At 63.7% G+C, this 14,292-nt stretch carries 12 protein-coding genes; 10 read left to right on the forward strand and 2 right to left on the reverse strand.

All coding sequences use genetic code 11. From position 1 onward, the window contains the following. Window positions 1-19 precede the first annotated feature (19 nt). Both NJG22_RS12030 and map read right to left on the reverse strand, forming a co-directional pair. A complete protein-coding gene (locus NJG22_RS12030; protein ID WP_253094778.1) occupies window positions 20-2,719 on the reverse strand; it encodes a [protein-PII] uridylyltransferase in 2,700 nt (899 codons plus the stop codon). Window positions 2,720-2,744: 25 nt separating this feature from the next. Beyond that, window positions 2,745-3,527, reverse strand: coding sequence for a type I methionyl aminopeptidase (gene map, locus NJG22_RS12035; protein WP_134689536.1), 783 nt, complete (start codon window positions 3,525-3,527; stop codon window positions 2,745-2,747). A 346-nt stretch (window positions 3,528-3,873) separates the two neighbouring features. On the opposite strand from map, the gene rpsB reads away from it, so the two are divergent. The 10 genes from rpsB to NJG22_RS12085 all read left to right on the forward strand — a co-directional run bounded on the left by rpsB (window position 3,874) and on the right by NJG22_RS12085 (window position 14,292). Continuing rightward, a complete protein-coding gene (gene rpsB, locus NJG22_RS12040) occupies window positions 3,874-4,611 on the forward strand; it encodes a 30S ribosomal protein S2 (RefSeq protein ID WP_028690678.1) in 738 nt (245 codons plus the stop codon). A 185-nt stretch (window positions 4,612-4,796) separates the two neighbouring features. Beyond that, window positions 4,797-5,660 carry a translation elongation factor Ts gene (gene tsf, locus NJG22_RS12045; protein WP_253094780.1) on the forward strand — a complete coding sequence of 288 codons (864 nt, stop codon included), beginning with the start codon at window positions 4,797-4,799 and terminating at the stop codon, window positions 5,658-5,660. A gap of 177 nt (window positions 5,661-5,837) precedes the next feature. Further along, entirely contained in the window at window positions 5,838-6,581 is a 744-nt protein-coding gene (pyrH, locus tag NJG22_RS12050) for a UMP kinase (RefSeq protein WP_217849543.1), read from the forward strand. Further along, window positions 6,578-7,135 carry a ribosome recycling factor gene (frr, locus tag NJG22_RS12055; protein WP_253094782.1) on the forward strand — a complete coding sequence of 186 codons (558 nt, stop codon included), beginning with the start codon at window positions 6,578-6,580 and terminating at the stop codon, window positions 7,133-7,135. The genes pyrH and frr overlap by 4 nt, the downstream gene beginning before the upstream one ends. An 18-nt stretch (window positions 7,136-7,153) precedes the next feature. Then, window positions 7,154-7,909, forward strand: a complete 756-nt coding sequence (gene uppS / locus NJG22_RS12060; protein WP_253094784.1) for a polyprenyl diphosphate synthase — start codon at window positions 7,154-7,156, stop codon at window positions 7,907-7,909. Continuing rightward, complete coding sequence (locus tag NJG22_RS12065) at window positions 7,909-8,724, forward strand: phosphatidate cytidylyltransferase (protein ID WP_253094786.1); 816 nt, start codon at window positions 7,909-7,911, stop codon at window positions 8,722-8,724. Before uppS ends, NJG22_RS12065 begins: the two co-directional genes overlap by 1 nt. Next, a complete protein-coding gene (ispC, locus tag NJG22_RS12070) occupies window positions 8,721-9,911 on the forward strand; it encodes a 1-deoxy-D-xylulose-5-phosphate reductoisomerase (RefSeq protein ID WP_253094788.1) in 1,191 nt (396 codons plus the stop codon). The genes NJG22_RS12065 and ispC overlap by 4 nt, the downstream gene beginning before the upstream one ends. A 42-nt stretch (window positions 9,912-9,953) precedes the next feature. Next, window positions 9,954-11,306, forward strand: a complete 1,353-nt coding sequence (gene rseP, locus NJG22_RS12075) for a sigma E protease regulator RseP (protein ID WP_253094790.1) — start codon at window positions 9,954-9,956, stop codon at window positions 11,304-11,306. A gap of 77 nt (window positions 11,307-11,383) precedes the next feature. Beyond that, the gene (gene bamA, locus NJG22_RS12080; RefSeq protein ID WP_134689529.1) at window positions 11,384-13,744 is read left to right on the forward strand and encodes an outer membrane protein assembly factor BamA; all 2,361 of its coding nucleotides are present in this window, start codon (window positions 11,384-11,386) and stop codon (window positions 13,742-13,744) included. A gap of 44 nt (window positions 13,745-13,788) precedes the next feature. Then, the gene (locus NJG22_RS12085) at window positions 13,789-14,292 is read left to right on the forward strand and encodes an OmpH family outer membrane protein (protein WP_023629834.1); all 504 of its coding nucleotides are present in this window, start codon (window positions 13,789-13,791) and stop codon (window positions 14,290-14,292) included.

Raw genomic sequence — 14,292 nt, forward strand, 5'->3', positions numbered from 1 at the left:
GCGCAAGGTCTCGTTATCGTCAAAAGGTCATGCGGGTAGGGCTGGCGTCGCTGGCCTGGCCGGCCTGCAACTGCTGGACGATGGCTTCCTGCAGGCGGCTGCACAGCTGCGGGTCGGACAGCGGCTGGTTGTCGGCGTCGGTGATGAAGAACACGTCTTCCACACGCTCGCCGAGGGTGGCGATCTTGGCGTTCTGCAGCGAAATGTCGAACTCCAGGAAGATCCGCCCGATCCGTGCCAGCAGGCCAGGGCGATCGGGGGCGGTGATCTCCAGCACGGTCACCGGGCGCTGGGCATCGTTGAGGATGGTCACCTGCGGCGGGAAGTTGAAGTGCTTGAGCTGGCGCGGCACCCGGCGCTGGATGATGGTCGGGTAGTCCTCGGGGTTGCGCAGTGCCTCGGCCAGGCCGTCGCGAATCTGCCGGACCCGCTGCGGGTTGTCGCCGATCGAACCGCCGTCGTTGTCGAGCACGATATAGGTGTCGAGGGTGAACTGGCTGCTCGAGGTGATGATCCGCGCATCGTGGATGTTCAGGTTGAGCTGGGCCATGGCGGCCACGGTCACGGCGAAGAAGTCATGCTGGTCGGGGGCATAGATGAAGATCTGCGTGCCGCCCTCGAACTCGCGCTGGGTGGTCTCCTTGATCAGCACCAGCGGGCCGCCGTCGGCCGGCTGCTGGAGAATCGCGTCGCTGTGCCAGGCCACGTCGGCGGCGTTGTGCTTGAGGAAGTAGTCATCGCCCAGCTGCGACCACAACTGCTCGACGTCGTCCGGGTCGGTGCCTTCGCGCACGAGAATGTCCAGGGCCGCGGACTGGGTCTGGCGGATCTGCTCCTCGCGGTCCAGCGGGTTCTCCAGGCCCCGGCGCAGGGCGCGCTTGGTCTCGGTGTAGAGCTGGCGCAGCAGGCTGGCGCGCCAGGAGTTCCACAGGCTGGGGTTGGTGGCGTTGATATCGGCCACGGTCAGCACGTAGAGGTAGTCCAGGCGCGTCTCGTCGCCCACATGCAGGGCGAAGTCGTTGATCACCTGCGGGTCGGAGAGGTCCTTGCGCTGGGCGGTGGTGGACATCACCAGGTGGTTCTGCACCAGCCAGACGATCAGCCGGCTGTCCCAGGCGGGTAGCTGGTGCCGGGCGCAGAAGGCTTGCGCGTCCACCGCGCCCAGCTCGGAATGGTCGCCCTGGCGGCCCTTGCCGATGTCATGGTACAGCCCGGCCAGGTAGATCAGCTCGGGCTTGGGCAGGCGGCCCATGAGCTTGCTGGCCAGCGGGAATTTCTCCGACACCGGGGTGTACTGCAGCTTGCGCAGGTGCTTGATCAGGTTGAGGGTGTGGGCGTCGACCGTATAGATGTGGAACAGGTCGTGCTGCATCTGCCCGACGATCAGGCCGAACTCCGGCAGGTAGCGGCCGAGGATGCCGTAGCGGTTCATCCGCCGCAGGTTGCGGTGGATACCGATCTCGCACTTGAACAGCTCGATGAACAGGCTGGTATTGCGGATATCGTTGCGAAAGCGCTCGTCGATCAGGTGCCGGTGCTCGCGCAGCAGGCGCACGGTGTCGGCGCGCACGCCCTTGATCTCCGGGTGCTGGGCCATCAGTACGAAGATTTCCAGCATGGCGAAGGGCGTGCGGCGGAACACGTTGGGGCTGGCCGCCTCGATGTAGCCGTCGTGCAGGCGGAACCGCGCGTTGAGCGGCTGGGTGCTGCCGCTGTCATCGGCGAGGATCACTTCCTCGAAGTGCTGGATGATCAGGTCGCACAACTGGCTGATGCTCATCACCACCCGGTAGTACTGCTGCATGAACTGCTCGATGGCGCGCTTGGGGTTGTCGTCGCTGTAGCCCAGCAGCGCGGCGATGCTGCGCTGGTGGTCGAACAGCAGGCGGTCCTCGGCACGCCCGGCGAGCATGTGCAGGGCATAGCGCACGCGCCACAGGAAAGCCTGGGACGAGGCCAGCAGTTCGTTCTCGCTTTCCAGCAGGAAGTCCTCGCCGGCCAGGGCGTGCAGGTTGAGGGTGCCGTACTGGCGCCGGGCTACCCACAATACGGTCTGGATGTCGCGCAGGCCGCCGGGGCCGCCCTTGACGTTGGGCTCCAGGTTGTACTCGGTGTCGTTGTACTTGTGGTGGCGGGCCTTGAGTTCGGCGCGCTTGGCCAGGAAGAACTCCTTGCTCGGCCACATGTGCGCCGTGCTGGTGGCATCGAGCATGCGCTGGCGCAGAGGCTCGGGGCCGGCGATGGTGCGGCTTTCCATCAGGTTGGTGATGACCGTGAGATCGGCGCGCGCCTGCTCGGCGCATTCGTCGACCGTGCGCACGCTCTGGCCGACTTCCAGGCCGATGTCCCACAGCAAGGTCAGAAAGCGTTCGATGGCGTCGCGGTACTGCTCGTGCTCGGCGGCCTCGAGCAGGATCAGCAGGTCGATGTCGGAATACGGGTGCAACTCGCCGCGGCCATAGCCGCCGACGGCGACCAGGGCGATGCCGTCGGGGTTGCCCCAGTCGAACTGGCGCCAGGCCTGTTGCAGGATGTTGTCGACGAACCAGGCGCGATCCTCGATCAGGCGGCGGATCTCCCGGCCCTCGCGAAAACGCTTGTCGAGCACCTCGCCGGCCAGGCGGATGGCCTTCTTGAACGCGGCGATGGGGCTAGCCTTGAGGGCCAGTTCCGCCTGGAACTGGCCGCGGTCGAACAGCTCGGGATCCACCTGGGGCATCGAGTCGCGTTCCTTTGGATGAAAGTCAGGCCGAGGTGCGCGGGATGGTGTCGTCCTTGCGCAGGGTGAAGATCTCGTAGCCGTCGGCGGTCACCACCAGGGTGTGTTCCCACTGGGCCGAGAGCTTGCGGTCCTTGGTGATGGCGGTCCAGCCATCGCCCAGCACCTTGGTGTCGGCCTTGCCCTGGTTGATCATCGGCTCGATGGTGAAGGTCATGCCTTCCTTGAGCTCCATGCCGGTGCCGGCGCGGCCGTAGTGGAGAATCTGCGGCTCTTCGTGGAACACCTTGCCGATGCCGTGGCCGCAGAACTCGCGGACCACCGAGAAACCGTTCTTCTCGGCGTGCTTCTGGATCACTTCGCCGATGTCGCCCAGGCGGCAGCCCGGCTTGACCAGCTCGATGGCCTTGTACAGGCATTCCTGGGTGACTTTCGACAGGCGCTCGGCCCACGGGGCGACGGTGCCGACGTGGTACATGCGGCTGGTGTCGCCGTGGTAGCCGTCCTTGATCACGGTGACATCGATGTTGATGGTGTCGCCGTCCTTCAGGGGCTTGTCATTGGGGATGCCATGGCAGACCACGTGGTTGATCGAGGTGCAGATCGACTTGGGGAAGCCCTTGTAGTTGAGCGGTGCCGGGATCGCCTGCTGGACGTTGACGATGTAGTCGTGGCACAGGCGGTCGAGCTCTTCGGTGGTGACACCGGGCTTGACGTGCTGTTCGATCATTTCCAGCACTTCGGCGGCCAGGCGGCCGGCGATGCGCATCTTTTCGATGTCTTCTGCGGTCTTGATGGTGACGGTCATTACAGGCTCTCTACGGCGCCACGGGCGGCGCGAACAAACGGGAAAGACCGGATTCTACCAGAGGGCGGCGGCGATCTGGCGGGAGAAACCCGGCGATCCGGTGGTCTATTGAAGGCATTCTGGCCCCAAAGCCGGGTCGCTGCAAAAGTCGCTGACGGACGCTGCATCATCCGGGTTCCGTTCGCGCGCAGTCTGTGATATAAAATGCGCCGCTTTCGGGGGAGACCTCCGTTAGCTCAAACCCACACACGTGTCGACACGATGGCCTGGGTGCCCCGCTTGCTCGCAAGCGCGGGTTGGTCATTGGGATACGTGGAGGCCCAACCCGACTTATCAAGGAACTATCATGTCCCAAGTCAACATGCGCGATATGCTGAAGGCCGGTGTGCACTTCGGCCACCAGACCCGTTACTGGAACCCGAAAATGGGCAAGTACATTTTCGGCGCGCGTAACAAGATCCACATCATCAACCTGGAAAAAACCCTGCCGATGTTCAACGAGGCTCTGTCCTTCGTCGAGCGCCTGGCCCAGGGCAAGAACAAGATCATGTTCGTCGGCACCAAGCGTTCCGCCGGCAAGATCGTTGCCGAGCAAGCTGCTCGTTGCGGTTCGCCATACGTTGATCACCGTTGGTTGGGCGGCATGCTGACCAACTACAAGACCATCCGCGCCTCGATCAAGCGTCTGCGCGACCTGGAAACCCAGGCCGAAGACGGCACCTTTGCCAAGCTGACCAAGAAAGAAGCCCTGATGCGTTCGCGCGATCTGGAAAAACTGGACCGCAGCCTGGGTGGTATCAAGGACATGGGCGGCCTGCCTGATGCCCTGTTCGTGATCGACGTCGACCACGAGCGCATTGCCATCACCGAAGCCAACAAGCTGGGCATCCCGGTTATCGGCGTTGTCGATACCAACAGCAGCCCAGAAGGTGTTGACTACATCATCCCAGGTAACGATGACGCCATCCGCGCTATCGAGCTGTACATGACTTCGATGGCTGACGCCGTCATCCGCGGCCGCAACAACGTTGCCGGCGGCACTGAAGTCTACGCTGAAGAAGCGGCTGCACCTGCTGCTGAGTAATTGACGCCTGGCGTCTACTTGGCACGCAAAAAGGGGGCTTGGCCCCCTTTTTGCCACCTTGAAATCCTGCTGTCAGCAACGGCCCCGCATCATGGGCGAGCTGATATAAAGGCAGCGATTTGCAGAATTTAACGCCCGTGACGAGCGGGTGGAATGGTTGAAAAACTTTCCAAGAGGATTTTGAAATGGCAGCAATTACTGCGGCGCTGGTCAAAGAACTGCGCGAGCGTACCGGCGAAGGCATGATGGATTGCAAGAAGGCCCTGGAAAAGGCCGGCGGCGACATCGAGAAAGCCATTGACGACATGCGTGCCTCGGGCGCCATCAAGGCCGCTAAAAAGGCTGGCAACGTCGCTGCTGAAGGCGCTATCGCCGTCAAGACCGACGGTAAATCCGCCGTCCTGCTGGAAGTGAACTCGCAGACCGACTTCCTGGCCCTGCAAGACGACTTCAAGAACTTCGTCGCCGAAAGCCTCGAAGAAGCCTTCGCCCAGAAGCTGACCGACGCCGCGCCGCTGATCGCCTCGCGCGAAGCCGCTCGCGAAGCCCTGGTTGCCAAGTGCGGCGAGAACGTCAACATCCGTCGCCTGGTGCGCGTTGAGGGTGACGTTGTCGGTGCCTACCTGCACGGCAACAAGATCGGTGCCGTTGTTGTCCTGAAAGGCGGCGACGTCGATCTGGCCAAGAACATCGCCATGCACGTTGCAGCTTCGAACCCAGAGTTCCTGGATGCATCGGAAATCTCCGCCGAGGCCATCGAGCGCGAGAAGAACGTCTTCCTGCAGCTGAACGCCGACAAGATCGCCGGCAAGCCGGAAAACATCGTTGAGAACATGATCAACGGTCGTATCGCCAAGTTCAAAGCCGAAGCCTCGCTGAAAGAGCAAGCCTTCGTGATGGACCCAGAAGTCAAAGTCGGCGCCCTGGCCAAGAAAGCCGGTGCTGAAATCGTTTCCTTCACCTACTTCAAGGTCGGCGAAGGCATCGAGAAGCCGGTTGACGACTTCGCTGCCGAAGTTGCCGCCCAGGTCGCTGCCGCCAAGCAGTAAGACGGACTCGTCTGTCGCCCCAAAGAGGCTGCCCGCTCACGCGCGCAGCCTCTTTGTCAAAGCGGGAGCGGTTTGTCAGGCCGTTGCTCGCTGACGCAGTCGCTGCGTCATGTCAGTGTTACATGCAGGCTCAAGCAGCCCGCCAGAATTTTACAAACGCCGCAGGAGAGATTCGCAATGGCTCAGCAGGGCAGTGGTTATCAGGCTCGCTATAAACGCATTCTACTCAAACTTAGCGGCGAGGCCCTGATGGGCTCGGAAGAGTTCGGGATCGACCCCAAGGTCCTGGATCGCATGGCGCTGGAAGTCGGCCAGCTGGTCGGTATCGGCGTTCAGGTCGGCCTGGTGATTGGTGGTGGTAACCTGTTCCGTGGCGCGGCGCTCAGTGCAGCCGGCATGGATCGCGTCACCGGTGACCACATGGGCATGCTGGCAACCGTGATGAATGCCCTGGCCATGCGCGACGCGCTGGAGCGGGCGAACATCACCGCCATCGTCATGTCGGCCATCTCCATGGTTGGCGTGACCGATCACTACGATCGTCGCAAGGCCATGCGCCACCTGAACGCCAAGGAAGTCGTGATCTTCGCCGCCGGTACCGGCAACCCGTTCTTCACCACCGACTCCGCCGCTTGCCTGCGCGCCATCGAGATCGATGCCGACGTGGTTTTGAAGGCAACCAAGGTCGATGGTGTATACACTGCAGATCCATTCAAGGACCCGCATGCCGAGAAGTTCGATCATCTGACCTACGATGAAGTGCTGGATCGCAAGCTGGGCGTGATGGACCTGACGGCAATCTGCCTGTGCCGCGACCACCAGATGCCGCTGCGTGTCTTCAATATGAACAAGCCCGGCGCCCTGCTGAACATCGTGCATGGCGGCGCGGAAGGAACTCTGATCGAGGAAGTTCAAAAATGATCAACGAAATCAAGAAAGACGCCCAGGAGCGCATGGGCAAGTCCATCGAGGCACTGGCCCGTAACCTGGCGGCGATCCGCACCGGTCGCGCCCACCCGAGCATCCTGGACAGCGTCAAGGTCCCTGCCTGGGGTAGCGACATGCCGCTGAACCAGGTGGCCGCGATCACCGTCGAGGACGCACGTACCCTGAAAATCGTCGCTCACGACAAGAACCTCAGCGCGGCCATCGAGAAGGCCATCCTGACGTCCGACCTGGGCCTGAACCCGTCCAGCGCCGGCACCACCATTCGCGTACCGATGCCGGCCCTGACCGAGGAAACCCGCAAGGGCTACACCAAGCAGGCCAGCGCTGTGTCCGAAGACGCCAAGGTCGCCGTGCGCAACGTGCGCCGCGATGCCCTGGCCGACCTCAAGAAGCTGACCAAGGACAAGGAAATCAGCGAAGACGAAGAGCGTCGCGCCGCCGACGAGATCCAGAAGCTGACCGACAAGTACGTCGCTGAAGTCGACGCCGCGTTCAAGGCCAAGGAAAAGGACCTGATGGCCGTTTGAGGCCAGGGTTGCTCTTTAATGGAAAAGACCAAGCCAGCGGCGCCGTCCTCGGTGCCGCGTCATGTCGCGATCATCATGGATGGCAACAACCGCTGGGCGAAGAAGCGCCTGCTGCCCGGCGTCGCCGGGCACAAGGCCGGTGTCGATGCCGTGCGCGCGGTGATCGAAGTGTGCGCCGAGGCGAAGGTCGAGGTGCTCACGCTCTTCGCCTTCTCCAGCGAGAACTGGCAGCGCCCGGCCGAAGAGGTCGGTGCACTGATGGAGCTGTTCTTCTCGGCGCTGCGTCGCGAGGCCAAGCGCCTGAACGACAACAACATCAGCCTGCGCATCATCGGCGACCGTTCGCGCTTCCATCCGGAGTTGCAAGCGGCCATGCGCGAGGCCGAGGCGGCGACCGCCGGCAGTAACCGCTTCATCCTGCAGATCGCCGCCAACTATGGTGGCCAGTGGGATATCGCCCAGGCCGCGCAGCGCCTGGCGCGGGAAGTCCAGGCCGGGCACCTGCGCCCGGATGACATCACCCCCGAGCTGTTGCAGGCGTGCCTGGCCACCGGCGACCTGCCGCTGCCCGACCTGTGCATTCGTACCGGTGGCGAACACCGCATCAGCAACTTCCTGCTATGGCAGCTGGCCTACGCCGAGCTGTACTTCTCCGACCTGTACTGGCCGGACTTCAAACACGAGGCCATGCGCAACGCGCTGGCCGATTTCGCTTCGCGCCAGCGCCGCTTCGGTAAGACCAGCGAGCAGGTCGAGGCTGGAGCCCGTGCTTAATGCTTAAACAACGCATCATTACCGCGCTGATCCTGTTGCCGATCGCACTGGGCGGTTTCTTCCTGCTCAATGGCGGGGATTTCGCCCTGTTCATCGGCTTCGTGGTCACGCTCGGGGCCTGGGAGTGGGCGCGCCTGGCTGGGCTGGTGGCGCAGCCGCTGCGCATCGCCTACGCCGCCGTGGTGGCTGGTGGGTCGATGCTGCTCTACCTGATGCCGGACCTCGCCCCCTGGGTGCTGGGCGCCTCGGTGATCTGGTGGGCGCTGGCGACCTGGCTGGTGCTGACCTATCCGCGCAGCAACGAGCTGTGGAGCAGCGCCGCCTGCCGCCTGCTGATCGGCTTGTTGGTGCTGCTGCCGGCCTGGCAGGGCCTGGTGCTGCTCAAGCACTGGCCGCTGGGCAACTGGCTGATCCTGGCGGTCATGGTGCTGGTCTGGGCCGCCGACATCGGTGCCTATTTCTCCGGGCGTGCTTTCGGCAAGCGCAAGCTGGCGCCCCAGGTCAGCCCGGGCAAGAGCTGGGAGGGCGTCTATGGCGGCCTGCTGGTCAGCCTGCTGATCACCTTGGGCGTGGGCCTGGCCCGCGACTGGGGCTTTGGCCAGATCCTGCTGGGCCTGCTGGGCGCGGTGGTGGTGGTCATGTCCTCGGTGGTCGGTGACCTGACCGAGAGCATGTTCAAGCGCCGCGAAGGCATCAAGGACAGCAGCAACCTGCTGCCGGGGCACGGCGGCGTGCTCGATCGCATCGACAGCCTGACCGCGGCGATTCCGATGTTTGCCGTACTGCTGTGGGCTGCCGAATGGGGTGTAATGTGAATCGTGCGCAACGTATTACCGTGCTCGGGGCTACCGGCTCGATCGGCCTGAGCACCCTGGATGTCATCGCACGCCATCCTGAGCGTTACCAGGTGTTCGCCCTGAGCGGCTATTCGCGCATCGACGAGTTGCTGGCCCTGTGCGTGCGTCACCGCCCGGCATTCGCCGTGGTGCCGAGCGCCGAGGCCGCCGCGCGCTTGCGCGACGGGCTGGCCGCGGCGGGTTGCGCCACCGAGGTGCTGGAAGGCGAGGCCGGGCTCTGCCAGGTGGCGTCGGCGTCGGAAGTGGACGCGGTGATGGCGGCCATCGTCGGCGCCGCGGGCCTGCGTTCGACCCTGGCGGCGGTCGAGGCGGGCAAGAAGGTGCTGCTGGCCAACAAGGAGGCCCTGGTGATGTCCGGCGCCTTGTTCATGGACGCGGTGCGTCGCAGCGGTTCGGTGCTGCTGCCGATCGACAGCGAGCACAACGCGATCTTCCAGTGCATGCCCGGCGACTTCGCCCGTGGCCTGGGCAACGTGGGGGTGCGGCGGATCCTGCTGACCGCCTCTGGTGGCCCGTTCCGCGATACCCCGGCCGAAGCGCTGCTCAACGTCACGCCCGAGCAGGCCTGCGCCCATCCCAACTGGTCCATGGGCCGCAAGATCTCGGTCGATTCGGCGAGCATGCTCAACAAGGGCCTGGAGCTGATCGAGGCGTGCTGGCTGTTCGATGCCAAGCCGTCCCAGGTGGAAGTGGTGGTGCACCCGCAAAGCGTCATCCACTCGCTGGTCGACTACATCGACGGCTCCGTGCTGGCCCAGCTGGGCAACCCGGACATGCGCACGCCGATCTCCAACGCCCTGGCCTGGCCGGAGCGTATCGACTCGGGCGTCGCGCCGCTGGACCTGTTCGCCATCGCCCGTCTGGATTTCCAGGCCCCCGACGAACAGCGCTTCCCTTGCCTGCGCCTGGCACGTCAGGCTGCCGAGGCCGGCAACAGTGCGCCGGCGGTGCTCAATGCCGCCAACGAGGTGGCGGTGGATGCGTTCCTGCAGGGGCGTATTCGCTTCCCGGAGATCGCGAGTATGATCGAGCAGGTACTCGACCAGGAGCCGGTGGTCTCGCTGCCTACGCTCGAGGCGGTGTTCGCCGCCGATCAACGTGCCCGGGAACTGTCCCGGGAGTGGTTGCGGCGCCACGGCCGCTGACGCCAGCGGCACGCCCCGCCGACTGTCACCCGGAGATTGGACATGACTGCGCTCTACATGATCATCGGTACCCTGATTGCGCTGGGTGTGCTGGTCACCTTCCACGAGTTCGGCCACTTCTGGGTGGCGCGCCGCTGTGGGGTCAAGGTGCTGCGCTTCTCGGTGGGCTTCGGCACGCCGCTGCTGCGCTGGCATGACCGCCAAGGCACCGAGTTCGTGGTCGCGGCGATTCCGCTGGGGGGTTACGTCAAGATGCTCGATGAGCGCGAGGGCGAAGTGCCGCCAGCGCTGGTCGAGCAGTCGTTCAACCGCAAGTCGGTGCGCCAGCGCATTGCCATCGTCGCCGCCGGTCCGATCGCCAACTTCCTGCTCGCCATCCTGTTCTTCTGGGTGGTCGCCATGCTCGGCTCGCAGCAGGTGCGGCCGGTCATTGGCGCGGTGGAGGCGGGCAGCCTGGCGGCAACCGCCGGTCTGAATGTCGGCCAGGAAATTGTTTCCATTGATGGCGAGCCGACCACCGGCTGGTCGGCAGTCAACCTGCAGCTGGTGCGGCGCCTTGGCGAGAGCGGCACCCTGCGGGTGGGTGTGGTCGACGCAGGCGCGACTGCCGAGCATCAGCACGACATCACCTTGAGCCACTGGCTCAAGGGTGTCGACGAGCCGGATCCGATCCAGTCCCTCGGCCTGCGTCCGTGGCGTCCGGCGGTCGCGCCGGTGCTGGCCGAGATCGACCCCAAGGGGCCGGCGGCCGCCGCCGGGCTCAAGGCCGGCGACAAGCTGCTGGCCCTGGACGGCGTGGCCCTCGCCGACTGGCAGCAAGTGGTCGACGCCGTGCGTGCCCGCCCGCAGCGCCAGGTGAGCCTGCGGATCGAGCGTGACGGCGCTTCGCTCGAGGTGCCGGTGACCCTGGCCCGCAAGGGCGAAGGCAAGGCCGCCGGCGGCTACCTGGGAGCAGGCGTGAAGGCCACGCAATGGCCGGCGCAGATGCTCCGCGAGGTCAGCTATGGCCCGCTGGAAGCGGTGGGCGAGGGCCTTTCCCGCACCTGGAACATGAGTGTTCTGACCCTCGAATCGCTGAAGAAAATGCTGTTCGGGGAGCTCTCGGTAAAAAACTTGAGCGGACCGATAACCATTGCTAAAGTGGCGGGCGCTTCAGCCCAGTCGGGCGTCGGGGATTTCCTGAATTTCCTGGCCTATCTGAGCATAAGCCTGGGGGTTCTGAACCTGCTGCCCATCCCGGTACTGGATGGGGGGCATTTGCTGTTCTACCTGATCGAGTGGGCGCGCGGTCGTCCGCTCTCGGATCGGGTGCAAGGTTGGGGGGTCCAGATCGGTATCAGTTTGGTCGTCGGGGTGATGTTGCTCGCCCTGATCAATGATCTGGGTCGACTATAAAAAGCTTCGCTCAATCGCGAAAACCTGCCGCCCTGTCGCGGCGGGTTGTTTATTGCCAGTTGGAATAAAAGGACTTCATGAAACGTCTGCTGCTAACTGCGGTGCTCTCCGCACTGATGATCGCTGAAGTTCACGCCGAGTCCTTCACCATCTCCGATATCCGTGTCAACGGCTTGCAGCGGGTCTCCGCCGGCAGCGTGTTCGGCGCCTTGCCACTGAACGTCGGTGACCAGGTCGACGACCGCCGCCTGGTCGATTCGACCCGCTCGCTGTTCAAGACCGGTTTCTTCCAGGACATTCAGCTGAACCGCGACGGCAATGTCCTGATCATCAACGTGGTCGAGCGCCCATCGGTGTCGAGCATCGAGATCGAAGGCAACAAGGCGATCAGCACCGAAGACCTGATGAAGGGCCTGAAGCAGTCGGGCCTGGCCGAAGGCGAAATCTTCCAGCGCGCGACCCTCGAAGGCGTGCGTAACGAACTGCAGCGCCAGTACGTGGCCCAGGGCCGCTACTCGGCCGAGGTCGACGCCGAGGTGGTGCCGCAGCCGCGCAACCGTGTCGGTCTGAAGATCAAGATCAACGAAGGCACCGTGGCCGCGATCCAGCACATCAACGTGGTGGGCAACACGGTCTTCGACGACGAGACCCTGGGCCAGCTGTTCGAACTCAAGACCACCAACTGGCTGTCGTTCTTCAAGAACGACGACAAGTACGCCCGCGAAAAACTCTCCGGTGACCTGGAGCGCCTGCGTTCCTACTACCTGGATCGCGGCTACATCAACATGGACATCGCCTCCACCCAGGTGTCGATCACCCCGGACAAGAAGCACGTCTACATCACCGTCAACATCAACGAAGGCGAGAAGTACACCGTCCGCGACGTGAAGCTCTCCGGTGACCTCAAGGTGCCTGAAGACCAGGTCAAGTCGTTGCTGCTGGTGCAGCCGGGCCAGGTGTTTTCGCGCAAGGTGATGACCACCACGTCCGACCTGATCACCCGTCGCCTGGGTAACGAAGGCTACACCTTCGCCAACGTCAACGGCGTGCCACAGCCGAACGACGAAGATCACACCGTCGACATCATGTTCGTCGTCGATCCGGGCAAGCGTGCCTACGTCAACCGCATCAACTACCGCGGCAACACCAAGACCGAAGACCAGGTGCTGCGTCGCGAGATGCGCCAGATGGAAGGCGGCTGGGCCTCGACCTACCTGATCGACCAGTCCAAGACCCGCCTCGAGCGCCTGGGCTTCTTCAAGGAAGTCAACGTCGAGACCCCGCCGGTGCCGGGCACCGACGACCAGGTCGACGTCAACTACAGCGTCGAGGAACAGGCCTCCGGCTCGATCACCGCCAGCGTCGGTTTCGCCCAGAGCGCCGGCTTGATCCTCGGCGGCTCGATCAGCCAGAGTAACTTCCTGGGCTCCGGTAACAAGGTCTCCATCGGCCTGACCCGTTCCGAATACCAGACCCGCTACAACTTCGGCTTCGTCGATCCCTACTTCACCGCCGACGGTGTGAGCCTGGGCTACAACGCCTTCTACCGCAGCACCGACTACGACGACCTCGATGTCGACGTGGCCAGCTACGCGGTGGACAGCCTCGGTGCCGGTGTCAGCCTTGGTTACCCGATCAGCGAAACCTCGCGCCTGACCTACGGCCTGACCGTGCAGCAGGACAAACTGAAGACCGGTCGCTACACCGTGGACGAGATCTTCAAGTTCATCCAGGACGAAGGCGACAGCTTCCTCAACTTCAAGGCGTCGATCGGTTGGTCCGAGTCCACCCTGAACAAGGGCGTGCTGGCCACCCGCGGTCACTCGCAGAGCCTGACCCTGGAAACCACCGTGCCGGGCAGCGACCTGTCGTTCTACAAGCTCGACTACCGCGGCCAGCTGTTCAAGCCAATCAACAACGATTACACCCTGCGCCTGCACACCGAGCTGGGCTATGGTGATGGTTTCGGTTCGACTTCGGGCCTGCCGTTCTACGAGAACTACTACGCCGGTGGTTTCAACTCCGTGCGCGGCTTCAAGGACAGCACCCTGGGCCCACGCAGTACGCCGAGCCGCGGCGCCGCCGTTACCGGCAACCAGGGCACCATCGCCGACCCGGACCAGGATCCGCTGCCGTTCGGTGGTAACGTCCTCGTCCAGGGTGGTGTCGAGCTGCTGTTCCCGCTGCCTTTCGTCAAGGACCAACGTTCGCTGCGCACCTCCGTGTTCTGGGATGTGGGTAACGTGTTCGACACCAACTGCGGCTCCAAGCCGGACTGCACCAAGGTCGGTTTCTCGGACATGGCCAGCTCCGTCGGCCTGGGCGTGACCTGGATCACCGCGCTGGGCCCGCTGAGCTTCAGCCTGGCGATGCCGATCAAGAAGCCGGACGACGCCGACACGCAAGTGTTCCAATTCTCTCTGGGCCAGACCTTCTAAGGTCGGCCCTTGCATAACGACAACGGATTATCCAGGAGTGCATCGTGCGTAAGTTGACCCAACTGGCCCTCGTGGCCGCGGCGCTGGTCGCCACCCCGGCTTTCGCCGAAATGAAAGTGGCCGTGCTGAACTATCAGATGGCGCTGCTGGAATCCGACGCGGCCAAGAAGTACGCCGTGGATGCCGAGAAGAAGTTCGGCCCGCAGCTGACCAAGCTCAAGGGCCTGGAAAGCAGCGCCAAGGGCATCCAGGATCGCCTGATCAAGGGCGGCGACAAGATGCCTCAGCCAGAGCGCGAGCGTCTTGAGCTCGAATTCAAGCAAAAGGCCCGTGACTTCCAGTTCCAGTCCAAGGAACTCAACGAAGCCAAGGCCGTGGCCGACCGTGACATGCTCAAGCAGCTCAAGCCCAAGCTCGATGGCGCCGTGGAAGAAGTGATCAAGAAAGGTGGCTTCGACCTGGTGCTCGAACGTGGCGCGGTCATCGACGTCAAGCCGCAGTACGACATCACCCGCCAGGTGATCGAGCGCATGAACCAAGCGCGTTGA

The organism is Pseudomonas sp. VA159-2 (assembly GCF_024126635.1).
GTDB classification, from domain to species: Bacteria; Pseudomonadota; Gammaproteobacteria; order Pseudomonadales; family Pseudomonadaceae; genus Aquipseudomonas; species Aquipseudomonas muyukensis.